At 69.9% G+C, this 23,952-nt stretch carries 21 protein-coding genes; 13 read left to right on the top strand and 8 right to left on the bottom strand.

The window, feature by feature from the left end:
* Window positions 1-109 precede the first annotated feature (109 nt).
* Complete coding sequence (locus tag ACF062_RS18400) at window positions 110-868, bottom strand: L,D-transpeptidase family protein (RefSeq protein WP_392139307.1); 759 nt, start codon at window positions 866-868, stop codon at window positions 110-112.
* Between the two features lie 202 nt (window positions 869-1,070).
* Between ACF062_RS18400 and ACF062_RS18395 the strand changes: the two genes are divergently transcribed.
* Window positions 1,071-3,050 (top strand): ABC transporter transmembrane domain-containing protein, encoded by a 1,980-nt coding sequence (locus ACF062_RS18395; protein WP_392139305.1) that lies wholly within the window; start codon window positions 1,071-1,073, stop codon window positions 3,048-3,050.
* A complete protein-coding gene (locus tag ACF062_RS18390; protein WP_392139303.1) occupies window positions 3,047-4,828 on the top strand; it encodes an ABC transporter ATP-binding protein in 1,782 nt (593 codons plus the stop codon). Before ACF062_RS18395 ends, ACF062_RS18390 begins: the two co-directional genes overlap by 4 nt.
* Window positions 4,829-5,088: 260 nt before the next feature.
* Here the strand turns inward: ACF062_RS18390 and ACF062_RS18385 are convergent, their stop codons facing one another.
* Window positions 5,089-5,883, bottom strand: a complete 795-nt coding sequence (locus ACF062_RS18385) for a metal-dependent hydrolase (RefSeq protein WP_223772982.1) — start codon at window positions 5,881-5,883, stop codon at window positions 5,089-5,091.
* A gap of 121 nt (window positions 5,884-6,004) precedes the next feature.
* Here ACF062_RS18385 and ACF062_RS18380 point away from each other — a divergent pair, with 121 nt between their 5' ends.
* The 4 genes from ACF062_RS18380 to ACF062_RS18365 all read left to right on the top strand — a co-directional run bounded on the left by ACF062_RS18380 (window position 6,005) and on the right by ACF062_RS18365 (window position 11,362).
* The gene (locus tag ACF062_RS18380) at window positions 6,005-8,518 is read left to right on the top strand and encodes a DEAD/DEAH box helicase (protein ID WP_392139301.1); all 2,514 of its coding nucleotides are present in this window, start codon (window positions 6,005-6,007) and stop codon (window positions 8,516-8,518) included.
* Between the two features lie 46 nt (window positions 8,519-8,564).
* Window positions 8,565-9,467, top strand: a complete 903-nt coding sequence (locus ACF062_RS18375) for an acyl-CoA thioesterase II (protein WP_320591785.1) — start codon at window positions 8,565-8,567, stop codon at window positions 9,465-9,467.
* A 25-nt stretch (window positions 9,468-9,492) separates the two neighbouring features.
* Window positions 9,493-10,686: a winged helix DNA-binding domain-containing protein gene (locus ACF062_RS18370; protein ID WP_392139299.1), complete on the top strand. Its 1,194-nt coding sequence runs from the start codon at window positions 9,493-9,495 to the stop codon at window positions 10,684-10,686.
* Window positions 10,687-10,804: 118 nt separating this feature from the next.
* Entirely contained in the window at window positions 10,805-11,362 is a 558-nt protein-coding gene (locus tag ACF062_RS18365; RefSeq protein ID WP_392140233.1) for a tetratricopeptide repeat protein, read from the top strand.
* Window positions 11,363-11,395: 33 nt separating this feature from the next.
* Here the strand turns inward: ACF062_RS18365 and ACF062_RS18360 are convergent, their stop codons facing one another.
* A complete protein-coding gene (locus ACF062_RS18360) occupies window positions 11,396-12,331 on the bottom strand; it encodes a DUF6397 family protein (protein ID WP_392139297.1) in 936 nt (311 codons plus the stop codon).
* A 110-nt stretch (window positions 12,332-12,441) separates the two neighbouring features.
* Complete coding sequence (locus ACF062_RS18355) at window positions 12,442-12,855, bottom strand: roadblock/LC7 domain-containing protein (RefSeq protein ID WP_392139295.1); 414 nt, start codon at window positions 12,853-12,855, stop codon at window positions 12,442-12,444.
* 92 nt (window positions 12,856-12,947) lie between these two features.
* On the opposite strand from ACF062_RS18355, the gene ACF062_RS18350 reads away from it, so the two are divergent.
* Window positions 12,948-13,376, top strand: coding sequence for a PPOX class F420-dependent oxidoreductase (locus tag ACF062_RS18350; RefSeq protein WP_392139293.1), 429 nt, complete (start codon window positions 12,948-12,950; stop codon window positions 13,374-13,376).
* A gap of 213 nt (window positions 13,377-13,589) precedes the next feature.
* Window positions 13,590-14,189 carry a class I SAM-dependent methyltransferase gene (locus ACF062_RS18345; RefSeq protein ID WP_392139291.1) on the top strand — a complete coding sequence of 200 codons (600 nt, stop codon included), beginning with the start codon at window positions 13,590-13,592 and terminating at the stop codon, window positions 14,187-14,189.
* 25 nt (window positions 14,190-14,214) lie between these two features.
* Here the strand turns inward: ACF062_RS18345 and ACF062_RS18340 are convergent, their stop codons facing one another.
* Window positions 14,215-14,973: an alpha/beta fold hydrolase gene (locus ACF062_RS18340; protein WP_392139290.1), complete on the bottom strand. Its 759-nt coding sequence runs from the start codon at window positions 14,971-14,973 to the stop codon at window positions 14,215-14,217.
* Between the two features lie 150 nt (window positions 14,974-15,123).
* On the opposite strand from ACF062_RS18340, the gene ACF062_RS18335 reads away from it, so the two are divergent.
* Complete coding sequence (locus ACF062_RS18335) at window positions 15,124-15,657, top strand: PadR family transcriptional regulator (RefSeq protein ID WP_392139288.1); 534 nt, start codon at window positions 15,124-15,126, stop codon at window positions 15,655-15,657.
* Here ACF062_RS18335 and ACF062_RS18330 read toward each other — a convergent pair.
* Entirely contained in the window at window positions 15,634-16,539 is a 906-nt protein-coding gene (locus ACF062_RS18330; RefSeq protein WP_392139287.1) for an oxygenase MpaB family protein, read from the bottom strand. The genes ACF062_RS18335 and ACF062_RS18330 overlap by 24 nt on opposite strands.
* 101 nt (window positions 16,540-16,640) lie before the next feature.
* On the opposite strand from ACF062_RS18330, the gene ACF062_RS18325 reads away from it, so the two are divergent.
* Together ACF062_RS18325 and ACF062_RS18320 are read left to right on the top strand one after the other, a co-directional pair.
* Window positions 16,641-16,940: a hypothetical protein gene (locus ACF062_RS18325; protein WP_392139285.1), complete on the top strand. Its 300-nt coding sequence runs from the start codon at window positions 16,641-16,643 to the stop codon at window positions 16,938-16,940.
* Between the two features lie 129 nt (window positions 16,941-17,069).
* Entirely contained in the window at window positions 17,070-17,894 is an 825-nt protein-coding gene (locus ACF062_RS18320) for a hypothetical protein (RefSeq protein ID WP_392139283.1), read from the top strand.
* A gap of 109 nt (window positions 17,895-18,003) precedes the next feature.
* Here ACF062_RS18320 and ACF062_RS18315 read toward each other — a convergent pair whose 3' ends face one another.
* The gene (locus ACF062_RS18315) at window positions 18,004-18,186 is read right to left on the bottom strand and encodes a hypothetical protein (RefSeq protein WP_392139282.1); all 183 of its coding nucleotides are present in this window, start codon (window positions 18,184-18,186) and stop codon (window positions 18,004-18,006) included.
* A 181-nt stretch (window positions 18,187-18,367) separates the two neighbouring features.
* A complete protein-coding gene (locus ACF062_RS18310; RefSeq protein WP_392139280.1) occupies window positions 18,368-19,423 on the bottom strand; it encodes a fatty acid desaturase family protein in 1,056 nt (351 codons plus the stop codon).
* A 251-nt stretch (window positions 19,424-19,674) separates the two neighbouring features.
* Between ACF062_RS18310 and ACF062_RS18305 the strand changes: the two genes are divergently transcribed.
* Both ACF062_RS18305 and ACF062_RS18300 read left to right on the top strand, forming a co-directional pair.
* Window positions 19,675-22,554 carry a DEAD/DEAH box helicase gene (locus tag ACF062_RS18305; RefSeq protein ID WP_392139278.1) on the top strand — a complete coding sequence of 960 codons (2,880 nt, stop codon included), beginning with the start codon at window positions 19,675-19,677 and terminating at the stop codon, window positions 22,552-22,554.
* Complete coding sequence (locus ACF062_RS18300; protein WP_392139276.1) at window positions 22,551-23,873, top strand: SWF or SNF family helicase; 1,323 nt, start codon at window positions 22,551-22,553, stop codon at window positions 23,871-23,873. The genes ACF062_RS18305 and ACF062_RS18300 overlap by 4 nt, the downstream gene beginning before the upstream one ends.
* The last annotated feature ends 79 nt before the right edge of the window (window positions 23,874-23,952 follow it).

The raw sequence follows: 23,952 nt of genomic DNA, 5'->3' as shown, positions 1-23,952 counted from the left end.
ATGGCCCCTCGCGGATCACCGCAATGGGCTCTCTTCAGGGCAGCGAGGGGAGAGGGGGGCGAGGCGGCGAGGCGGCGAGGCGGCGAGGCGGCGAGGGGGGACGCTGCGTCTACGCCTTGAGGTTCGCCCTGTCCCCCATCACCACGACCGGGTGCTGCTTCGGATCCAGCGTGCGCAGCAGATGCTCCATGCCCGACTTGGAAAGGCTCACACAGCCCGACGTGCCGCTGCCGTGGTCCATGTGCAGCCAGATGCTGCCGCCCTTGGCCTGGCCCTGGGGGCGCGTCGGGTCGTTCGGCGGGGTGCCCTTGGCCCGGTTGTAGTCGATGGCGATGACGTAGTCGAAGTCGTGCCAGTGCGTCTTGGGCCAGTAGTGCGGCGCCTGCATGGAGTCCGATTCCGTGTACGGGAGCTTGGCATCCGGATCCGCGAGGACACCGCCCGCGTCGGTGAGCGTGAACACCCCGACGGGGCTGCGCTTGTCGTTCTCGTGGTGGTCGGTGGTCCAGCCCTTCTTGCCGTTGTGCGCGGGCCAGCTGCGGTTCTGCTCCCAGGTGGTGTCCGTCTCACTCGACTTCGTGTAAAGCACGACCTTCGACTCCGCCGAGTCCTCACCTTCGCCGTAGACCGCGAGGACCTGCCGCGAGTCCTTCGGAATCCTCGACTGGAGCCGATCGCCCACATCGGGGATGCGCTTGAGGTCGGCGGCACGTCCGCGGTCGCTCCCCGCGCCGCCCGCACCCTTGCCGTGCCCCGCGTCGGCACCGCCCCCCTTGGCCGAACTCCCGTCCCCGCTGCCGCAGGACGTGAGAAGGACACCGCAGGCCGCTGCCGCGACCACCACTCGCACCGCACCGGCTATACGCATTCGTCCATGGTCGCACCCGGCCCGCACTTCCCTTGTCCAGCCCTGCGGCCCCTTGGAAGACAGGGCCGATTCTTTACCCCCGGACGGAAAACCGTTTGCTTCGGACCACGATCCGAGGTGAACCTTTCACGGTTTGTTACCGCCGCCGCCTCTCCTGACCATCCGCGGAGCCGACGGCCGCCGCTCCGAGTCCTGGGACGTCATGCAGATTCGCGATCTTCCGTATTCCGACCCCGGCCTCCCCGATGCCCGGTCAGGGCCGCGCTTCCTTCTCTGGCTGGGACGGAACCAGCTCGGGGGACAGCTCAAGTCCCTCGCCTGGGGCCTGCTGCACTTCGGCTCCATCGCGGGCCTGCCGTACATGGTCGGCATCGCCGTCGAGGCCGTGCTCGACCGGTCCGGCAGTCGGCTCGCCCTCGCGGGCGCGCTGATCGGCCTGCTGGGCGTGGCCATCGCCCTGGGCGACACGATGCTGCACCGCACCGCGGTCACCAACTGGGTGACGGCAGCGGCCCGGGTGCAGCAGCTCCTCGCACGCAAGACCGCCATGCTCGGCTCCGCGCTCACCCGGCGCGTGGCGGCCGGTGAGGTCGTCGCCGTCTCCACCGGTGACGTCGAGAAGATCGGTTGGTTCGTGGAGGCGCTCTCCCGGTTCGCGGCGGCGGCGTTCACGGTCCTCCTGGTCTGCGTCGGGCTCGTCGCCTACCAGCCAGCGCTCGGTGTCGTCGTCGCCGTGGGCATTCCGGTGCTCGCGCTCGCCGTGCTTCCCCTGCTGCCCCGCGCGACGAGTCGGGCCGACTTCCAGCGCGAGAAGGCGGGACGGGCCACCGAACTGGCGTCGGACACCGTCGCCGGGCTCCGCGTGCTGCGCGGCATCGGCGGCGAGGAACTCTTCCTCGATCGCTACCGCCGCGCCTCGCAGGAGGTCCGTACGGCGGCAGTACGCAGCGCCCGGATGTGGGCCGCGATCTCGGCGATCCAGGTCCTGATGCCGGGTCTGCTGCTCATCGCGGTCGTCTGGCACGGCGTGCACCTGGCCAGTGAGGGCCGGATCACCGTCGGCGAACTGGTCACCGTCTACAGCGCGGTGATGATGCTCAACTATCCACTGCGGCACTTCGAGGAGATCGCCATGGCGTACTCCTTCTCACGTCCCTCCGCGAAGCGGGCCGCACGGGTCCTCTCGCTGGAGCGGACGGCGGAGCCCACAACTGGGCCGCGGCCCGAGACCCCGGGCCCGCGCACGGCAGGACAGACCGAGAAGCAGCCCGGCCTCACCGCCTCCGTGCCGCAGGTCGGGGCCGAAGGCTCGGTGGGCGCGGCTGCGGGCACTACCGGACAGGCGTGGCCGGACGGGCAGACGCGGCCGGACGGACAGACACGGGCGGACGGGCAGACGTGGGCGGGCGGTGCTCGTCTCACCGGTGACCTGTACGACCCCGTGACAGGGCTTCTCGCCCCGGCCGGACGCCTGACCGCCGTGGTCTGCGGCGACCCGGACGAGGCAGGGCGACTCGCCGAACGTCTCGGCGGCCACCCGGCAATCGAGGACGCCGCGGGCCTGCCGTCCGTACGCCTTGGCGCCATGGCGCTCGATGACCTGCCCCTGTCCGAGGCCCGGGCCGCGGTCCTGGTCCAGGACAAGGACCCCGTCCTTCTCTCCGGGACGCTCCGCGCGCTCCTCGACGTACCGGCCTCCGGAGCCGTCACCGCCGAAGAAGCGCTCGCGGCGGCGCAGTGCGCGGACGTCCTGGACGCGCTGGCCCAGGCCTCGGTGGACGACGACCCGATGGCCGCCCACCTCACGGAACGCGGCCGCTCCCTCTCCGGCGGGCAACGCCAACGCCTCGCCCTGGCCCGCTCCCTGGTCACCGACCCCGAAGCCCTGGTGCTCGACGAGCCGACGTCCGCCGTCGACTCGCACACCGAGGCCCGGGTCGGCGACGGAATCCGCAGGCTGCGGACCGGGCGGACCACCGTGGTGCTCACCTCGTCACCGCTGCTCCTGGACCGTGCCGAACACGTCGTCTTCCTGGCCGACGGCGAGGTCTCGGCCGTGGGCACGCACCGCGAACTGATGCACAGCGAACCGCGGTACCGCGCGGTCGTGACCCGCGAGACCGACGACGAGCGCGCCAGTGTGGGCGCCCCTACGAATTTCGACATCGAGGAGACGGCATGATCGGCCTGGTGCCCCCGGAGTACGACCCGGCGGCCCCCACGACCGCGGAAACCCTGCCCGTCGGCGCGAGCTCGACCGTCCGCGCCTACGTACGCGAGCTGTTCCGGCGCCACCGCAAGGCCTTCGCCCTGCTCATCGCGGTGAACACGCTCGCCGTGGTCGCCTCGATGGCCGGTCCCTACCTCCTCGGCGACCTCGTCGAGAAGGTCTCGGCCGACGCCCGGGACCTGCATCTGGAGCGCACCATCGGGCTGTTCGCGCTCGCACTCACCGTGCAGGCGTTCTTCGTACGGGAGGTGCGGCTGCGCGGTGCGATGCTCGGCGAGCGGATGCTGGCCGACCTGCGGGAGGACTTCCTCGTACGGTCCGTCGGGCTGCCGCCCGGTGTTCTGGAACGGGCCGGGACCGGCGATCTGCTCTCCCGGATCACCACGGACATCGACCGCCTGGCCAACGCCATGCGTGAGGCCGTGCCGCAACTGGCGATCGGTGTGGTGTGGGTGGTGCTGCTGCTCGGCGGGCTCGTCGTGACCGCGCCGCCGCTGGCACCGGCGGTCCTCGTCGCCGTGCCGCTCCTGGTCGTGGGCTGCCGCTGGTACTTCAAGCGGGCGCCCTCCGCCTACCGCTCCGAGGCGGCCGGGTACGCCGCCGTGGCCGCCGCGCTCGCCGAGACCGTCGACGCGGGGCGCACCATCGAGGCGCACCGGCTCGGCGAACGCCGCATCGAGCTCTCGGAACGCCGCATCAAGGAGTGGACCGCCTGGGAGCGCTACACCCTCTACTTGAGGTCGGTGCTCTTCCCCGCGATCACCCTCACCCACACCACGGTGCTCTGTTCGACACTGATGATCGGCGGAGTCTTCGTCCTCCAGGGCTGGATCGGCGTGGGGCAGCTGACCGCTGGAGTGCTCATCTCCCAGATGCTCGTCGACCCGCTGGGGATCATCCTGCGCTGGTACGACGAGCTTCAGGTGGCCCAGGTGTCGCTTGCCCGGCTCGTCGGCGTGCGTGACATCGAGCCGGACGCGGGTGACACCTCCGTCGTCCCGGAGGGGCGTCACGTCCTCGCGGACGACGTGCACTTCGGGTACCGCGCGGGCGTCGACGTGCTGCGCGAGGTGTCCCTCGCCGTCGAGCCCGGCTCGCGTGTCGCCCTGGTCGGACCGTCGGGCGCGGGGAAGTCGACGCTCGGCCGACTGCTTGCCGGCATCTACGGACCCCGCACTGGCCAGGTCACACTGGGCGGCGCCGCCCTGTCGGCGATGCCGGCGGAGGAGGTCCGCTCCCATGTGGCGTTGGTCAACCAGGAGCACCACGTGTTCGTCGGCTCCCTGCGTGACAACCTCCTCCTCGCGCGGACCGGAGCGCGGGACGCCGAACTGTGGGCGGCACTCGGCGCGGTCGACGCGGCCGACTGGGCGCGTGGCCTCGACGAGGGGCTGGACACCGAGGTCGGCTCCGGCGGGTTCCCGCTCACGCCCGCGCAGGCACAGCAGATCGCACTGGCACGTCTCGTTCTCGCCGATCCGCACACACTGGTCCTGGACGAGGCGACCTCGCTGCTCGACCCCCGGGCCGCGCGGCATCTGGAGCGCTCGCTCGCCCGCGTCCTGGACGGCCGCACGGTGGTGGCGATCGCCCACCGCCTGCACACCGCGCACGACGCGGACGTCATCGCGGTAGTGGAGAACGGCCGGATCAGCGAGCTCGGCAGCCACGACGACCTGGTGTCCGCCGACGGCGCGTACGCGGCGCTGTGGCGGTCCTGGCACGGATAGCGGCTGCTCAGGAGGGGGCGGGCGCAGCGGCTCCGAGGTGAGTGGGCCCACGGCCCTTGCATGGGCGGGGGCGGCCATTCGCGCGTGAGCGGGGGCGGCCGCGCCCGGATTGATCATCGTCGGCCTCACCGACGCATCCGAGACCGTTCCGATCCGCCCTGTCGCAGGCATCGCGGCGCCGACCACGGGCTCAGCGGTAATCGGTGGGTCGGAAGCGCACCGCCCGGTGGCGCAGGCCAGTCTCGTGCGAGGGTCGGCCCTCAGATGACGTTGAGCGCGGCGGCGCCGCCCACTCCCCCGAGCAGCATGAACACCGGCATCAACACCTTCAGCTCGATCCAGCTGCCGGCCCGGAAACGCAACGCCTTCGGGGGCCCGATCGGGTACCAGCGCTTGCGTCCGATGGGAATGGGCCAGAGGACCGGGCATCCGGAGACCGTCAGGGCGTCCCCGAGGTCGTGGACCAGCGCTCCGAGGACGATCGGGAGCCCGAGCCACAGATACTCCTGGCCCGGCGCGGTGAACAGCCAGTCCGAGCCATTGCCGGGCTTGTCGAGGATCCCGGCGAGGATCCAGGCGCTCGTCGCGGCGAGCAGCCACACCAGCACGTCGCTGCTCGATCCGCGTGCGGCCCGCCACAACAGGCCTTCGATGGCGAGCACCATGTGGACGAAGAGGATCGCGAGGACCGCCCAGCGCCCGCCGGATATCGCCAGGGCCGAGGCCCCCGCGCCGATCAGCACCGCCCACAGCCAGGTGTGCGTCAGCGTGCGGTGCCCGCCCGAGCGGCGCGGGTCCCCCTGCTTGCGCGTCGCCTTGTAGACGGAGTAGGAGAGCTTGTCGACGATCTCGCACAGCCCGCGTGACAGCGGCCCGAAGGCGCGCGAGATGGTGGCCGACTTGTGGTCGAGGTCGGGCGCGAGCGCCGCCCCGGCACAGATCAGGGCTCCTACGAGGAGGACCGGCCAGGGCATCGTGTGCCCCGCGGCCGCGGCAGCCGCGCCGACTCCGAGCCAGGCCGCCGCCCCCGACAGTGAGTGTGCCGGTCCCATCATTGCTGTCGCCCGCCCCATTTCGATTGTTCTGACGCCCCGTTGGCGACACAGCGTAGCGGTCGTGATCTTCGTCGGGACCTCCGGTTCCCTGATCGGGTGAGAAGGAAGGCAAGATGGGGGTGTGACCCTTATTGATCAGCTGCCGCCGGATGCCGACCCCGATGCCCTCTTCGAAGCCTTCTCGTCGTGGGCCGAGGATCAGGGGATCACTCTCTACCCGGCCCAGGAGGAGGCGCTGATCGAGGTGGTCTCCGGAGCGAACGTGATCTTGTCCACGCCGACCGGCTCGGGCAAGAGCCTGGTGGCGGCGGGCGCTCACTTCACGGCCCTCGCCCAGGACAAGGTGACCTTCTACACGGCGCCCATCAAGGCACTGGTCTCGGAGAAGTTCTTCGACCTCTGCAAGCTCTTCGGCACCGAGAACGTCGGCATGCTCACCGGCGACGCGTCGGTCAACGCCGACGCCCCCGTCATCTGCTGCACGGCCGAGGTCCTCGCCTCGATCGCGCTGCGGGACGGCAAGTACGCCGACATCGGCCAGGTCGTGATGGACGAGTTCCACTTCTACGCCGAGCCGGACCGCGGCTGGGCGTGGCAGATCCCCCTGCTGGAACTGCCTCAGGCGCAGTTCATCCTCATGTCGGCGACGCTCGGCGACGTCAGCATGTTCGAAAAGGACCTGACCCGCCGCACAGGTCGGCCCACCTCGGTGGTGCGGTCCGCGACGCGTCCCGTCCCGCTCTCCTACGAGTACCGTCTGACGCCGATCACCGAGACACTCACGGAGCTGCTCGAGACCAAGCAGGCGCCGGTCTACATCGTTCACTTCACGCAGGCGCAGGCCGTCGAGCGAGCACAGTCGCTGATGAGCATCAACATGTGCACGCGCGAGGAGAAGGACAAGATCGCCGATCTGATCGGCAATTTCCGCTTCACCACCAAGTTCGGCCGCAACCTCTCGCGCTACGTGCGCCACGGCATCGGCGTACACCACGCCGGCATGCTGCCGAAGTACCGCCGCCTGGTGGAGAAGCTCGCGCAGGCGGGTCTCCTCAAGGTCATCTGTGGCACGGACACCCTCGGGGTCGGCGTCAATGTCCCGATCCGCACGGTGCTCTTCACCGCACTCACCAAGTACGACGGCAGCCGCGTCCGCACGCTGCGCGCGCGGGAGTTTCACCAGATCGCCGGGCGGGCCGGGCGCGCGGGCTTCGACACCGCGGGCCTCGTGGTCGCCCAGGCACCCGAGCACGTCATCGAGAACGAGAAGGCGCTCGCCAAGGCGGGCGACGACGCGAAGAAGCGTCGCAAGGTGGTTCGCAAGAAGGCTCCCGAGGGCTTCGTCGGCTGGACCGAGAACACCTTCGAAAAGCTCATCGCGTCCGAGCCGGAACCGCTGACGTCCCGCTTCCGGGTCACGCACACGATGTTGCTCTCCGTGATCGCCCGTCCCGGCAACGCCTTCGAGGCGATGCGTCACCTCCTCGAGGACAACCACGAGCCGCGCAAGCAGCAGCTCCGGCACATTCGCCGCGCTATCGCGATCTACCGCTCGCTCCTCGCCGGCGGCGTCGTGGAGAAGCTCGCCGAGCCGGATGCCACCGGCCGCATCGTGCGGCTGACCGTCGACCTTCAGCAGGACTTCGCGCTCAACCAGCCGCTGTCCACGTTCGCCCTCGCCGCCTTCGAAGTGCTCGATCCCGAGTCCCCGTCGTACGCCCTCGACATGGTGTCCGTCGTCGAGTCCACTCTCGACGACCCGCGCCAGATCCTCGCGGCCCAGCAGAACAAGGCGCGCGGTGAGGCCGTCGCGCTGATGAAGGCCGACGGTGTCGAGTACGAGGAGCGGATGGAGCGGCTCCAGGACATCACGTACCCGAAGCCCCTGGAGGAGCTGCTCTTCCACGCGTACAACACGTACCGCACGAGCCACCCGTGGGTCGGCGACCATCCGCTCTCCCCGAAGTCGGTCATCCGTGACATGTACGAACGGGCGCTCTCCTTCACTGAGTTCACCTCCTTCTACGAGCTCGCCCGCACCGAGGGCATCGTGCTGCGCTACCTCGCGAGCGCGTACAAGGCGCTGGAGCACACCATCCCGGACGACCTGAAGTCGGAGGATCTGGAGGATCTGATCGCCTGGCTCGGTGAGATGGTCCGTCAGGTCGATTCCAGCCTCCTCGACGAGTGGGAGCAGCTTGCCAACCCCGAGGTCATGACGGCCGAGGAGGCCCAGGAGAAGGCCGACCAGGTCAAGCCGGTGACGGCGAATGCCCGCGCCTTCCGCGTCCTCGTGCGCAACGCGCTGTTCCGCAGGGTCGAGCTCGCCGCTCTCGATCACGTCGAGGAGCTCGGCGAACTGGACGGCGAATCCGGCTGGGACGCGGACGCCTGGGGCGAGGCCATGGACAAGTACTGGGACGAGTACGAAGATCTCGGGACCGGCCCCGACGCGCGCGGCCCCAAGCTGTTGCGCATCGAGGAGGATCCGGAGCACGGTCTGTGGCGCGTCCGGCAGACGTTCGCCGACCCGAACGGCGACCATGACTGGGGCATCAGCGCGGAGATCGATCTCGCGGCCTCCGACGAGGAGGGCCGCGCCATCGTCCGGGTCACGGACGTCGGCCAGCTCTGACCGCCCGGAGGAAGCACGCGTCCCGGACAGGAGTCGAGGAACTGTCATGAGTAATCCCGCCGACCGGCTGGTCGATCTGCTGGACCTGGAGCAGATCGAGGTCAACATCTTCCGGGGCCGCAGCCCGCAGGAATCCCTCCAGCGGGTGTTCGGCGGACAGGTCGCCGGACAGGCCTTGGTGGCAGCGGGCCGCACCACCGAGGGCGACCGCCCGGTGCACTCCCTGCACGCGTACTTCCTCCGTCCGGGCCGCCCGGGCGTGCCCATCGTGTACCAGGTCGAGCGGGTCAGGGACGGGCGCTCCTTCACCACGCGCCGCGTCACCGCCGTCCAACAGGGCCGCACGATCTTCAATCTCACCGCCTCCTTCCATCAGCCCGAGCAGGGCGCGTTCGAACACCAGCTGCCGCCGCGCCTCAAGGCTCCCGCCCCCGAGTCGCTTCCGACGGTCGTCGACGAGATCAAGGAGCACCTCGGTGCGCTCCCTGAGCAGCTGGAGCGCATGGCGCGGCGCCAGCCCTTCGACATCCGTTATGTGGACCGGCTGCGCTGGACCGCCGAGGAGATCAAGGACGCGGAGCCGCGCAGCGCGGTGTGGATGCGCGCCGTCGGCCCGCTGGGCGACGACCCGCTCGTGCACACCTGCGCGCTCACCTACGCGAGCGACATGACGCTCCTCGACGCCGTGCGCATCCCGGTGGAGCCCCTGTGGGGCCCGCGTGGCTTCGACATGGCCTCGCTCGACCACGCCATGTGGTTCCACCGCCCCTTCCGGGCGGACGAGTGGTTCCTGTACGACCAGGAGTCCCCCATCGTGACGGGGGGCCGCGGCCTCGCCCGGGGCCGTATCTACGACACCGACGGCCGGCTCCTGGTGTCGGTCGTCCAGGAAGGGCTGTTCCGCCCATACGGGGAGCGCCACATGGACAGCCCGGCGCCAGGCGCCTGAGCGGCAGAGGATCCTTGCGGGAGGCATGGTGCGACGAATAAGCGTGGCCGAGCGTCGGGCGCGACTCGCACTTCGGCATCGGCTGACAGCCGACACCAGGGCGGACGATCCGGCCGAGGTGGCACGGTCTCTGCTGGCGCTGCACGGCACTGATCCGTCGTCGGTGTACGTGGGCGCCTGGGCCCGTATGCGGGACGGGCGTGTAGCGGACGTGGAGCGGGCGCTCTACGAGGACCGGTCGGTGATCCGGTTGATGGGAATGCGCCGCACGGTCTTCGTGACGTCCCTTGATGTAGCTCCCGTGCTGCGAGCCGCGTGTTCCCGCGCGGTCGCCGCCCGGGAGCGCCGCCTCCTCCTCGGCATGCTCACGGAGACCGGCGTCGCCGCGGACCCGGCCGGAATCGCCGCGTGGCTGGCGGAGGCCGAGGAGGCGGCTCTGCGGGCCCTCAAGGAGCGGGGCGAGGCAACGGCGGCCGAGCTGGCGAGCGACGACCCACGCCTGAGCACGGAGCTCGTGATGGCGCGTGGCAAGAGCTACGAGGGCCGGCAGAAACTGGCCAGCAGGCTCCTTCTCCTGCTCGCCGCCGAGGGCCATGTCGTACGTGGACGCCCCCGCGGCACGTGGACCTCTCACCAGTACCGCTGGGCCCCGCTGACGGATTGGTTCCCTGGCGGGCTCGCCGACTGGGACACCCAGGAAGCCCAGCTCGAACTCGCCCGGCGGTGGCTCCGAGCGTTCGGTCCGGCCGCGGCGGATGATTTGCGCTGGTGGACCGGGTGGACCAAGACCCAGACGAAGCGTGCGCTGACGGAGCTGAGCCCTGTCGAGGTCGACCTGGACGGAGTGACCGGTCTGCTGCTTCCCGACGACATGGAGGAGCCTCCTCCACCTGAGCCGTGGGCCGCCCTGCTCCCGGCGCTCGACTCGACTCCGATGGGCTGGCAGAACCGTGGTTGGTTCCTCGGCGACCACGGCCCCCGTCTGTTCGACAGAAACGGCAACATCGGCCCGTCTCTGTGGTGGAACGGCCGCATCGTCGGGGGGTGGGCTCAGGACAGCCGAGGTGAGATCGTGTGCAGGTTCCTGGAAGACGTCGGGAGCGACGCGCAGAGCGCTGTGCGGGGTGAGGCAGAGCGTCTCGCCGCGCGCCTGGGCGGGGTGCGACTCACCGCGCGCACGCGTGGCCGCACGTGGCTCGAAGAGGAGCTGGCCGGTTGAAGCACCCGGGGTAGCAGGCTTGGAGCGGGTCAGGTCGGGCATCTGCGCTTCCGTTCAGATCGGATTCATGGGTGGATCAGAAGTGGGCCCGGGACGGATCCCGGATGGACCCGGGATGATGAGGGCAACGCGACGAGGGGGCGGGCAGTTGAGCGAGAACACGGCGGGGAGCGCCGAGAGTGCCGAGAACAGGGATGGGCTCCTTGCCGAGGCGGTCGGGCTGCGCGAGGCAGGTCGAAGGGAGGAAGCCCGAGAGCGGCTGGTCGCTCTCTCGGCGCGGTGGCCGCAGGACGCCGAGGTGGCGTACCAGACCGCGTGGGTCCACGACACGCTGGGCCTGGAGGCCGAAGCCGTTCCCTACTACGAGCGCGCGCTCGCCGGAGAAGGGCTTTCCGATGACGACCGCCGGGGAGCGCTCCTGGGCCTGGGCAGCACCTACAGGAGCCTTGGCCGCTACGAGGAAGCCGTCACCACGCTTGGCGACGCGGCGGCCGAGTTCCCCGACGACGGCGCGCTCAAGACGTTCCTGGCCATGGCGCTGTACAACACAGGCCGGACCCACGACGCGATGGAGTTGCTCCTGACGCTGCTTGCCGCCACGAGCAGAGATCCGGAGATTGCGGGCTACCGTCCTGCCATCGAGGAGTACGCCAAGGACCTCCACGCGACGATGTAGCAGCGCCGATATGGATGGCGTGCGCCCACCGGACTACGCCCGCCTGCGGCGCAGCCATCTCCGCAGACCTCGCGGCTCCTGTGCCGAGGCGTCGAGCACCACCTCTCTCGGGAGGGCGTGCTCCGCTGCAAGACTTGCCCGTTCGGGCATCGGCTGAGGCGCCGGGCGCTGTGCGGGTCGGGGCGCCGGGCGCTGTGCGCGGGCCTGAACGAGGCCGATCAGCAGACTGGAGCGCAGCCAGCGCACCTCGTCCGGGTCGTCAGCGGTGGTGATCCGTTCGACGATGCGAGCCACGGGCGAGTCCGGTGCTCCGTGGGTGCGCGGCACGGGCTTGAGACGGTTGAGGTAGGCGCGTTCGTACGGATCCCTGATGATCTGCGCGATCTGCACCGGGTCGAGCAGCGAGGCCATGGCGGCGGCGCGCTCCCAAGGGTCCTCGGCCTGGCGCAGCAGGCAATCCGCGTAGCGGCCCCGCCAGTTGCGCGCCCTCAGGTCCTGGCCTTCTTCCAGTCGTGCGCGCAACGCTGCCGGCGTGCGTCCCGTGAGGAGGCCGGCGTTGGCCGCGATCTCGGCGAACTGGCGCAGCTCTTCGGCGAGATAGAGCCAGACGACCGCTCGGTACCGGTTCAAGTAGAATTTGACCGGCGTCAGCGCACCGACTCGGGCGAGCCGGGTGAAGCGGGCCGGGCTGATGCCCATGACCTTCGCGCCCTCCGTGGTACCCACGGCTCTGATGTCCTTGCGCAACGACTCGGGAAAGCCTTCGCTTCCGCGTACGCGGTCGATCTCCTCACGTGACACGCGACGCTGACCGCTCCGGGTGTCCCCGACGGTGCGGATGCGCCCCAACATCACCGCGAGGTCGAACTCGCCGCGCTTCAGACCCAGTTCCCTCGCGGCACCGCTCGGCGTGATCGGCGGTCGGACGGCAGCCGCATCGGCCGCCTGCGTGATGGTGTCACTTGTCATGGTGGTTCTCCCCCGTGAGACGTGATTGCTCTCGGGAAAAACCGTAGCCCGACCACCGCGATCCTCGCTGGGCCTGTGGATAACTCTTGTCGTGACAGCGTCAGCGCAGGTCAGAGGTCCACGACAGGCGTGCGTTCCGGTTGCCGGGCTCCGACGCCCAGGTGCTCGCCGACACGGTTCACGAGCAGCGTCATCTCGTAGGCGACCTGACCGATGTCGGCTTCCGCGGAGCTCAGGACACAGAGGCAACTGCCGTCGCCCGCCGCTGTGACGAAGAGGACGGCGTCGTCGAACTCGATCATCGTCTGCCGCACATTGCCGGCGTGGAAGTGGCGTCCTGATCCCCTGGCAAGGCTGTGAAGTCCCGACGAGACCGCGGCGAGATGCTCCGCGTCCTCACGCTTCAGGTCCGAACTCGCAGCCGTCACCAGCCCGTCGTTGGAGAGCACCAGCGCATGCCGTACGTGTTCCATCCGCTGCGTCAGGTCGTCCAGCAGCCAGCCCAGCCCCGTGCTCTGCCCCATGGTCCCGTCTCCCCGCGTCCGCTCCCCCTGGCTGGAGGATCTGACCTGCCAGCCTTCCCCACGACCGGCGCCCCGGCAAGCATGATGAGGACATGGCACAGAAGATGACCGATGACCAATGGCGGGCCTTCATCTCGCACGGCACACGGACCGGCAAGCTCTCGACCGTCCGGGCGGACGGCAGCCCACACATCGCACCGATCTGGTTCCTGCTGGACGGGGACGACCTCGTGTTCAACACCGGCAGGGAAACGGTGAAGGGACGGAACCTCGCACGCGACGGGCGTGTGGCGCTGTGCGTGGACGACGATCAGCCGCCGTTCGCCTTCGTCGTCCTGCAGGGCCACGCTGAACTGATCGAGGAGATCGACCAGGTCCGGCACTGGGCCGCCCGGCTCGGCGCCCGTTATATGGGCGAGGAACGAGCCGAGGAGTTCGGCAAGCGTAACGGCGTGCCCGGCGAACTCCTGGTCCGCGTGAAGATCGACAAGGTGCTCGCGTACGCCGCTGTCTCCGACTGAGAGTCAGCACACCGAGTCGAGCGGCCGGGCGGTGTACGCCCGCCCGGCGTATTCGACCAGACCTGTTAGCACCTCCTTCGAAGTCCATGGCGATACCGGTACACGCGTTTTGAAAGCTGACGGACTATGACAGAGAGAGGGTCGTGAACGATCGCGTCACGCTCGAACGAGTACCTCCAACGTGCGTGCGGTTCTTGCGGGAACATGGGGCCCATGAGCGACGACCACACAAAGGTCCAGGAATTCTTCACGGCCCGCGCGGCCGACTGGGACTCCCGATTCCCTGCCGACGGGCCCGCGTACCGGGCAGCCGTGGCCGAGCTCCGGCTGCGCCCCGGCTCCCGGGTACTCGACGCGGGCTGCGGCACCGGACGCGCCCTCCCCGCCCTCAGGGACGCCGTGGGGGCATCAGGGATCGTACTCGGCGCAGATCTGACGCCCGCCATGCTGGAGGCCGCGAGAGAAGCGGGCAGGGATCGCGACGGTCAGCTCCTCCTCGCCGACGTGGCACGGCTGCCGCTGCTCGCCGAGTCGCTCGACGCGGTCTTCGGTGCCGGACTCATCGCGCATCTGCCGGATCCCGCGGAGAACTTGCGGGAGCTGCGGCGAGTGGTGCGCCCCGGTGGGCTGCTCGCCCTCTTCCACCCGATCGGCCGGGCGGCGCTCGCGGCCCGTCAGGGACGCCGGATCACGTCGGACGATCTGCGGGCGGAGGCCAACCTCGGCCCGCTCCTCGCCGGTTCCGGCTGGCACATGACGTCATACGTCGACGAGGACGCCCGCTTCCTCGCTCTGGCCGTACGCGAGAACTGAGCGAGCCCCGCCTTCGGGCCGACGCTCAATGCCGCCTCGCGACTTCGGCGGCGAACGCGTCGGCGTTGTCGAACATGACGTTGTGTTCCGCTTCCGGCACGGTCACCACCCGCACCCCGGAGGCACTCAGCACGTCCCGTCCCGGGAGTTCACCACTCGAAGCGCCCTGCAAGTAGACGCGGTCCACGGACAGTTCCATCAGCATGCGGCGCATCGTGGGCCGCGTCCCCGCCATGAGACCGACCGCGCTTCGATGCAAGGCCCTTGGGTCGGTGAGCCGCATGGTGGCCGCCCATGTAGGGCCCACTTTCTCCAGCACGCGCGCGTGGCCGCCGCCCTTGACGAAGTCTTCCTCCTCGTAGCTGGCGATACCGCTGCTACCCGCCGTCAGCGGAGGGTTCGGGTCCAGGTTGGCTTCCGAGACGACCAGCCGCGACACCAGGTCGGGCCGCCGGTACGCGAGCACGATGGCGACTGAGCCGCCCATGCTGTGCCCGATGATCTCCGCGTCGGCGACCTGAGCCTCGTCCAGAGCTGCGGCCAATGCCCGTGCGTGATCTTCGAGCGTGTAGCCGAAATCGGCCGGCCGGTCGCTGATGCCGTGCCCCGGGAGGTCCACGAACAGTGCGCGGCGTCCCGCCAGTTCCGGTGTGGCCGCGATATGCGCATGGTAGACGGTCGACGCCGCGCCGAGGCCGTGCACGTACACCCTCGCCGGCTCGTCCCCGCCGGTCTCCGTCCACCGCACGCGGTTCCCGCGCGCGTCGAATCGTGCTTCTCTCATGGCCGTTTCCCCCGCCTCTCGTCGTCATGTCGGGCGCCGCGACGCCGCTCGCCAGGCCTCCTGAGCACTGCCCGCACCATACATCGTGGCCGATGTATGCCGAGCGTGAGGTACAACGGGAGCGGTGAGGGGTGCGGCAGAATGCGGACCATGCTCGAACTGGCCATCCTCGGTTTCCTCTATGACGCCCCGCTGCACGGCTACGAACTGCGCAAGCGCATCACCGCACTGACCGGGCACGTGCGGCCCGTCGCCGAGAGCACGCTGTACCCGGCCATCAAGCGGCTGGAGAAGGCGGGACTGCTGGCCCGTGAGACGCAGCCGGGGGCCGTCGCGGCGCCACGCCACGTCCTGACCCTCACACCGGAGGGCAAGCGGGAACTGCGCGAGCGGCTCGCGGAACCGGCGCGAGGCGACATCACCGACGAGAACCGCTGGTTCACGTTGCTCGCGTTCCTCCGTCACCTGGACGACGAGGCGGCCCAGGCCGCGGTGCTGCGCAGGCGGCTGACCTTCCTGGAGGAGCCGGCGAGCTTCTTCTACGAGGGCGAGCGGCCGCTGCGCGCGGAGGAGCTCGACGACCCCTTCCGGCATGGCATCCTCACGATCGCCCGCGCGACCAGCCAGGCCGAATTGGCCTGGCTGCGCGAGACGTTGGCGTCACTCGGTGGGAGCGGCCGCTGACCTGGCCTTGTGCGGCACCGGGCAACCGCGGGCGCCGGGCACCGGGAAGGTGCCGAGTTCCGCGATCTCGTAGCCGTCCGGGTATCCCTTGATTTCCCAGTTCTGCCGCGCATAGTGCGGCACCCTGCGTGGCGGCAGCAGGCGGACGGCGCGCCCGCGCAGCCGCACCGCGCCTCTCACCAGCGACCGTGTGACGGCGCCCGGCGGTTCGTAGTGGAACGCGCGCAGCAAGGGCTCGTCCAGCAGGGCGAGGGTCGCGGAACGCAGCAGGGGAGCCAGGGGGCGCGAGTACCAGGAGGCCATCAGGTCGAGCGTCGCGTCGGACACCTCGCGCGCGCCTTGGTTCCAGCCGAAGTTGGCCTCTTCGTAGTCGTCGAGGCAGCGCTCGAACTCTTCGTAGGAGCCCGGGATCTCCTTGATGCCCATGTGCTGCCCGAGGGTGCGGTAATAGGTGGCGGCGGCGACCGTCTCGTGACGCGAGAGTCTGCGCCAGCCGTAGGAGTCGATCCATCGTTTGGGCACCACGACGAACGTGCACAGGACGTAGCGCATGTCGTCATTGCTGATGTCGTAACTGCGATGCATCTGGTTGATGCGGCGGATGGCGGTGCGGCCCTCGTCGCTTTCGAATCCGTGCTCGACGATCGTGTCGAGGAGCAGCGCCGTGTCGTCGTACCTCTTCTGCGTACGGTCCGTCAGCTCCGCCGTCTCGGCGAGCAGTCGGCCGATGCTGGGCACTGCGTAGGTGCGGTAGAGGGCGAGTTCAAGTGCGCGCGTGTAGTCCCACGGAAATTCGAACGTCGCGGTGAGCCGGTAGATCTCGAGGAAGTCCTTCTCCGGGTCAAGACGCCTGATCTGCTCAAGCCGTTCGAAACGCTTCACCGCGCGCTCCCCCTTCTGTGACCGAAGCGCTAACTCTACTTTGGGCAACGGCAGATGAGCACTCAGCGGTGTAAACCACACCCCGGGGGAAGGTCGACCACATGTTTGACAGGCTTCGTACGTTATGGCGTGCCGGCAGGCGTGACGACGGTGAGCGCGCGCAGGGCCCCGCGAAGCGCAAGCGCCCCCACAATCTCTTCGAAGCGGCCGCTGTCTACGTGGCGGCCTGCGCCGAGGACGATCAGGACGAGATGGCGGAAGCCACGGGCTGGGTCTCCCCAGAGGCGCTGTCCTTCGGCGTCAGTGAACTGGCCTGCCGGGCCGTCATCGCCCTCGCGCGGGAACGTGACGAGTCACCTCGGGACGTGGCTCGAGCGCTGCTGGGGCTGCCCGCCGCTTGAGCCGTGGTCTGCCCCGGGCAAGCCGGATCGGTGGCGGGACCTCGGTGATTTTCCTGGTCATCCACCTCTCGACGATCTCTGGGACGACTGGTTAGGGTGCGCCGACAGAGGAAGCGATGGGAGGCTCGCATGGCCGGGACGGACGACGCTGTCGCCGCCGATGACGACGCGCTGTACGTGCTGACGGCGGTTCTCCTCACGCCCGCGAAGTTCCCCAGCGTGCTGGGCGACGACTATCCGCAGGCGTGTGCGGCGCTGGGCCTCGCGCCCCTTGCCGCCGGGTACGGGCTGGTACTCGGACAGGACGGCGACGGCGCGCGATGGACGGTCGTCGTCGACGACGTGTCGCTCGTGGCCGTGGCGATCGCCTCGTGGGACTGCGGCATGGAGTACGACCTGTCCCCCGACGAGCGCACGGTTGTCGCCGCACTGCCCGGCTGGCCCTTGGCCGTCGCGGTCGCGGCCCCCGGCGTGCCCGCTCCACACGATCCGGAGCCGGATCCCGAGGACGGGAACCGGAAACCTCTCGCACCGCCGCGGTCGGACACCTGGGGCCCGGCTCAACGGCGCCTCGGCGCCGACGAGATAGCGCTGCAGTGGGCGGCCTGGCGGGAGCAGATAGATGACGCCGACTTCGCGCCGGAGAGCTCCCAGGAGGCGGCCCCGGCGGGCTCCGAGGAGGCGCCGCTGACCGACGTCCGGCGCGTCCTTGCCGAGGCGCGTGCCTATCTCGGTACTCCTCCGCCCCTGGGCCGGGTGCGGTCCTCCTTCGCCACGGGTGATGCCCGCACACTGCGGGTCGACGGCCCCGGCTGGTCCATGGTCGCCCGGACCGACGACATCGCGTTCATACTCCTGGACGAGGAGCCCGGCGAAGTGCTGCCGGTGGGTCGCGGCCCCGAGCTTCCGGCGCTCCTGGAGGCCCTCGACAAGATGGCGGTCCGCCCCACCTGAAATGGCCGCAGGAACACGCTCGGTGGCACGACGTACTGTTCGGTTCACTCGCGGGACCGACGTCTGTCGGGCCGCGAGCGAACCGGAGCACCGAAGCCGCACAGCGACCTCAGCGGCCGAGCTCCTTGCGCGTGACGCGGCGCAGCCTGCGCCGCTGCCCGGGGTCGAGTGTCAGATAGGCCGCCGCCGGGACCCCGAGGACGATCAGCAGTGCGGCCCACCAGGGCAGCCAGATCAGCATGATGAGCCCGGCTGCCACACCTCCTGCGGCGATCTTCGCGTTCCTCGACATGTGTCGCCTCCTTCGCGGCTGGCGCCGCTCTCTGTCTGGGAAAACGGCATCGGGCTTCAGACGGTTCCTGATCGCGACCCTGAGAGACCCCTGAGTCGTCCCCTACTGGATCTCGACTTCCGAGCCATTGGCCTTCACCCGGCGGCTCGTCGCACGTGAACTGCCCGCCGCCGCCCGCGGCCTACTCGATCCGCAGGGGCTCGCCGACTTCGTACATGTGCCGCAGCACCTGACGGTAGGAGTCGACGAATTCAGCCTCCGTGTACGACATGCCCAGCGCGGCGCAGTGGGCGCGCACGACCGGCTGGGCGAGCCGCAGGTGAGGGCGGGGCATGCTGGGAAAGAGGTGATGCTCGATCTGGTAGTTGAGCCCGCCGAGGAACCAGTCGGTGAGCAGGCCGCCGCGTATGTTGCGGGACGTGAGCACCTGACGGCTCAGATGGCCCCAGCGCTCGCCGTCCGGATCGGGCATTTCCATGCCCTTGTGGTTGGGGGCGAACGCGAGTCCGAGGTGCAGGCCGAACAGCGCCTGATGGATGACGGCGAAAACGATCGCGTGACCGAGGGGCATGGTGGCGAGCAGCAGTGTCACGTACCCCACCAGGTGGGCCACAAGAAGCGTCCCCTCCGCCACGCGTTCGCGCGGCGACTGCCGGCGCAGATCCTGGAAGCCGTAGATCTTCATGGCTATGCCTTGGAGGAGCGTCAGCGGGAAGAACAACCACGCCTGGTTGCGGGTGAGCCAACGCCGAAAGCCCACCCGGACCTTCGCCTGCTTGCTGGTCCAGACGAGGACGTCCGCGACGACGTCGGGGTCCTTTTCGATGTGGTTGGGGTTGGCGTGATGCCGGTTGTGCTTGTCGTTCCACCAGGCCGAGCTCATCCCGAGCAGCAGGTTGCCGTGTACGAGGCCGAGGACCCGACTGACGGACCGGTTGCCGGTGATCTGCGAATGGCCCGCGTCATGGCCGATGAAGGCGGTTCGGGCACACAGGACGGACAGGACAGGGGCGAGCAGCAGCACCCACCACGAAGCTCCGACGAAAAACATTCCGGTGCCCACGGCGACCAGCGCCAGGGCGTTGATCGCGATGGAGCGTGTGTACCAGCCGATTCGGCGGTCCAAGAGCCCCTGCTCTTTGACGGTGCGCAGAAGGGGCGCGAAATCGCTTCCGGCGGGCTGCTTGCCGACTGTGGCTGGGGGCCGTTCCGCGACTGCTGCTGCGACCTGGGGCATGGGTGGGTCTCCGGTATCCGCGACGACGGGCTTGACCTGTCACAACGTACGGATCGGTCACCTGCGGCGACCATGGCGGCACCCCCCGTGTTCCACCGGGGGACAGCGCCTTCGGAGGAGGGGGGTTGGCTACACCCCCTCCGCGAGACGTGACCGGGATCACCGCGCGCGGTCACCCGGAAAGCCTTGCACATGATGTACTCTCGGCCGCTCCGGTCTCAGTAGTCAAATTTGAGGAATGCGCCATCGCTGTGCACAAACTCCCTGTCGTCTCCCCCGACGAGATTTCTGAACTGTCGCGCTGTTCTGTTCTCTTCGTGCCCGCCGACCCTGCACGCGGCGGCCGGGTCGCCTTCTGGCGCCCGGATGGCACGCAGCCGCCTGCGGTCGTCGACGGCACCTTCGAGGAGCTGTCCGTCGCCCTCTTGGGGGATGACGACGTCGAACTGAGTGCCGTGTCCGCGGTACTGCTGCCGGTTCGGGCCGCGTTGCCGGTCCTCACGCGCGCGCGTGCCGCATCGGGAACCCACCCGGCGGCTGCCTTCTGGGGGACGGCGGGGGTGCTCGCGCTACAGTTCGCCGCCCGCGGCCTGCTGTTGCCGGGACTATCGGCCGCTGATCACGACTCCTGGCGCGCCGGCCCCTTGGGGGCACAGGATCTTCAGAGGCTGCGTGAGCTCGCCGCGGCGATGCCACCGGCCGCCCACGCCCTGCCGCTGGACGACGGCACACCGCTGCGGCTGCCCGAGCCGGAGCGACTGCTGCGACAGTTCCTCGATGCCGTGGCCGACACCCTGCCCCGCTCCCCCGCCGCCGTGCTGGCCGCGGGCGGGCCGGTCTTCGCGTCACCGGAGCCACAGCACGTCCCCGAGCAGCGGGCATGGGCCGCGGACGTGGCGGCGGGGCACGACGCCGGAGTTCGGATCTCGCTGCGCGTGGAGATCCCCAGCCTCGTCTCGGTCACCGAGGACGGTACGCGGCTTCCCTTCCGTGCCGTTCTGCAACTGCACAGCGTCAGCGATCCCTCACTGGTCGCGGACGCAGCCGAGGTGTGGGCAGGGAGCGGCTCGACCGCGCAGGCCTTCGGGTCGCGCTCTCGTATGGATGCCCTCCTGGCGCTGCGTCGCGCCACGCGCGCGTGGCCTCCGCTCGCCCCGCTGCTCTCGGCGACCGTGCCCGACGCGATCGAACTCGCCGACGAGGAAGTCACCGAACTCCTCGGCGAAGGAGCCCGGATGCTCGCGGCCGCAGGCGTCGACGTGCACTGGCCGAAGGAACTGGCACGCAGTCTCACCGCGCGCGCCGTCATCGGCCCGCCGGACGACGAGCGGCAGGGCGACGAGAAGACGCCGGACAAGCTGTCCTCCGACACGCCGTCGTTTCTCTCCGCCGATGCCCTGCTCGCCTTCAACTGGCGCTTCGCGCTGGGCGACCAGCAGCTGACGCGCGACGAACTGGACCGCCTCGCCGAGTCGAACCGCCCCGTGGTGCGCCTGCGCGACCAGTGGGTGCTGATCGACCCCGAGGAGGTCCGCCGCGCCCGCGACCAGCAGGACCGCAAGGTCACCCCGATCGACGCCCTCAGCGCCGCCCTGACGGGCACCACCGAGGTCGGGGGGCGACCCGTCGAGGTAGAGCCCACGGGGTGGCTCGCCACTCTGCGTGAGCGGCTCGCCGACCCCGAGGGCATGGAGCCCGTCGGCCAGCCCGAGGCCCTCGCCGCGGAGCTCCGCGACTATCAGCTGCGCGGCCTCAACTGGCTGGCGCGGATGACCTCGCTCGGCCTCGGCGGCTGCCTCGCCGACGACATGGGTCTCGGCAAGACGATCACGCTGATCTCGCTGCACCTGCACCGCCAGACGCAGAAGGACACCGCTGGCCCCACCCTGGTGGTCTGTCCGACGTCGCTGATGGGGAACTGGCAGCGAGAGATCGAGAAGTTCGCACCCGGCACGCGCGTACGACGATTCCACGGGGCCCAGCGCAATCTGGAGGATCTGGCGGACGGCGAGTTCGTGCTCACGACCTACGGCACGATGCGGCTCGACACCGAGCGGCTGCGCCAGACCTCCTGGGGCATGGTCGTCGCCGATGAGGCGCAGCATGTCAAGAACCCGTACTCGGCGACCGCGAAGCAGCTGCGCGCCATCGGGGCACGCGCGCGCGTGGCGCTCACCGGCACCCCCGTGGAGAACAACCTTTCCGAGTTGTGGGCCATCCTCGACTGGACCACCCCCGGCCTGCTCGGCAAACTCGGTGCCTTCCGCACCCGCTACGCCAAGGCGGTGGAGGGCGGCGCGGATCCCGGCGCCGCCGAGCGGCTGGGGCAGCTCGTACGTCCGTTCCTGCTACGCCGACGCAAGTCGGACCCGGGGATCGCGCCCGAGCTGCCGCCGAAGACGGAGACCGACCGTGCCGTCTCGCTCAGCGCGGAGCAGGCGGGCCTCTACGAAGCAGTGGTCCGAGAGACCCTCGCCGAGATCTCCGGAGCCGACGGTTTCGCGCGGCGCGGGCTGATCGTCAAGCTCCTGACCGGTCTCAAGCAGATCTGCAACCACCCCGCGCAGTACCTCAAGGAGGACAAGCCCCGGATTCCGGGCCGCTCCGGAAAGCTGGAGCTGCTCGACGAGTTGCTCGACACCATCCTCGCCGAGGAGGCGAGCGTGCTGGTCTTCACGCAGTACGTGCAGATGGCACGGCTCATCGAGCGGCACTTGGCGGACCGCGGTATCCCCTCGCAGTTCCTGCACGGCGGCACACCCGTCGCGGAGCGCGAAGCGATGGTGCAGCGCTTCCAGGACGGTGAGGTGCCGGTCTTCCTGCTCTCCTTGAAGGCGGCGGGAACGGGCTTGAACCTGACTCGTGCCGAGCATGTCGTGCACTACGACCGCTGGTGGAACCCCGCCGTCGAGGCACAGGCCACCGACCGTGCGTACCGCATCGGGCAGACGCAGCCGGTGCAGGTGCACCGGCTGATCGCCGAGGGCACGATCGAGGATCGAATCGCGGACATGCTGTTGCGCAAGCGGGAGTTGGCCGACGCCGTCCTCGGTTCGGGTGAGAGCGGTCTCACCGAGCTGACCGACGCTGAACTGTCGGACCTGGTGGAGCTGCGAGGGGGCACGCGATGAGTGACATCCATGACGAGGTGTATGAGGCCGAGGACGGCCGCAAGCACGCCGAGGGGGCTACGGACGAGCGTACTTTCGAGGCACTGCCGCCTCCGCACGGGCGGGGCTTCGCGCAGACCTGGTGGGGCCAGGCCTGGCTGAAGGCGCTGGAGGACACGGCCCTGGACAACGGTCAGCTCAAGGCCGGCCGTCGGCTCGCGCGCGCGGGTGCGGTGGGGGCGGTCTCTGTGCGGCCCGGCCGGATAACCGCGGTCGTCAAGGACCGCGACGGTACCCCGCACCGCTCCGATGTGCTGTTGCAGCAGCTGAGCCCAGAGGAGTGGGACCGCTTCTTGACGATGGCCATTGAGCGGGCCGGGCACATCGCGGCGCTCCTCGACCGCGACATGCCGCCGCACCTGGTGGAGGACTCCGCGGCGGCAGGCATCGAGCTCCTGCCGGGCATCGGCGATCTGGAGCCCGAGTGCGACTGTGAGGCGTGGGACCACTGCGGGCACACGACCGCGCTCTGCTACCAGGTGGCGCGGCTGCTCGATCAGGACCCCTTCGTGCTCCTGCTGATGCGGGGCCGCTGGGAGCGTGAACTCCTCGACGAGCTGCACGAGCGCAGCGTTGCGCGGGCCGAGGCACAGGAGCCCGGTGAGGGGGCCGAGGACGGCGCTCCAGAGGGCGTCAGCGCCGCGCAGGCGTACGCGGACGGCGCCATCCTGCCGCCGCTGCCCGTCCTGCCCGCGTTGCCACCCGAGCCGGGACTGCCGCCGACGCTCGACACGGAGGCCGAGCCCGCGCAGGGGCTCGACGTGGCCGCCGTGGAGTTCCTGGCGGCGCAGGCGGCCGCCGAGGCGCACCGTCTGTTGGCCGACGCGCTCACTCCTGGTCATGAACAGCATGCGATCGAGGAGGAGTTGACCGCGAGCGAGGACGCCGTACGCCTGGCCGCCGCCGATCCGGGGCCCGCCGTCCAGGCCCGGCTCGCGACGGCGTCGGAGCGCGGCCGCGACGGTCTCGCTCTCGCCGTACAGGCCTGGCGGTACGGGGGGCGAGCCGCGCTACGTGTACTCGAAGAGGAGTGGACACCCAAAGACGACTCGCTGGCACGCGCGCGTGCCACGCTGGAAGCGGCCTGGGAAGAGGGTGAGCGCCCACAACTGCGGGCGGCTCGCAATCGGTGGACCGTCGTCGGCTCGGACGCTCAGCTGCGCCACGGGCGGGACGGCCGTTGGTGGCCCTACCGCAAGGAGCGCGGCCGCTGGACCCCGGCGGGACCGGCCGCCCATGACCCGGCGACGGCTCTGGCCATGGCGAGAGGCAGCGAGTGACAAGGGCGTGCTCGGTCTGCGGGTGACGGGCTAGGCGGTTCGCTCGACCGCGCGGGCGGCGTGCGGTGTTCTTGGAGAG

The organism is Streptomyces sp. NPDC015345, from assembly GCF_043078805.1.
In the GTDB taxonomy this organism is placed as follows: domain Bacteria; phylum Actinomycetota; class Actinomycetes; order Streptomycetales; family Streptomycetaceae; genus Streptomyces.
This window is presented reverse-complemented; position numbering and strand designations above follow the sequence as displayed.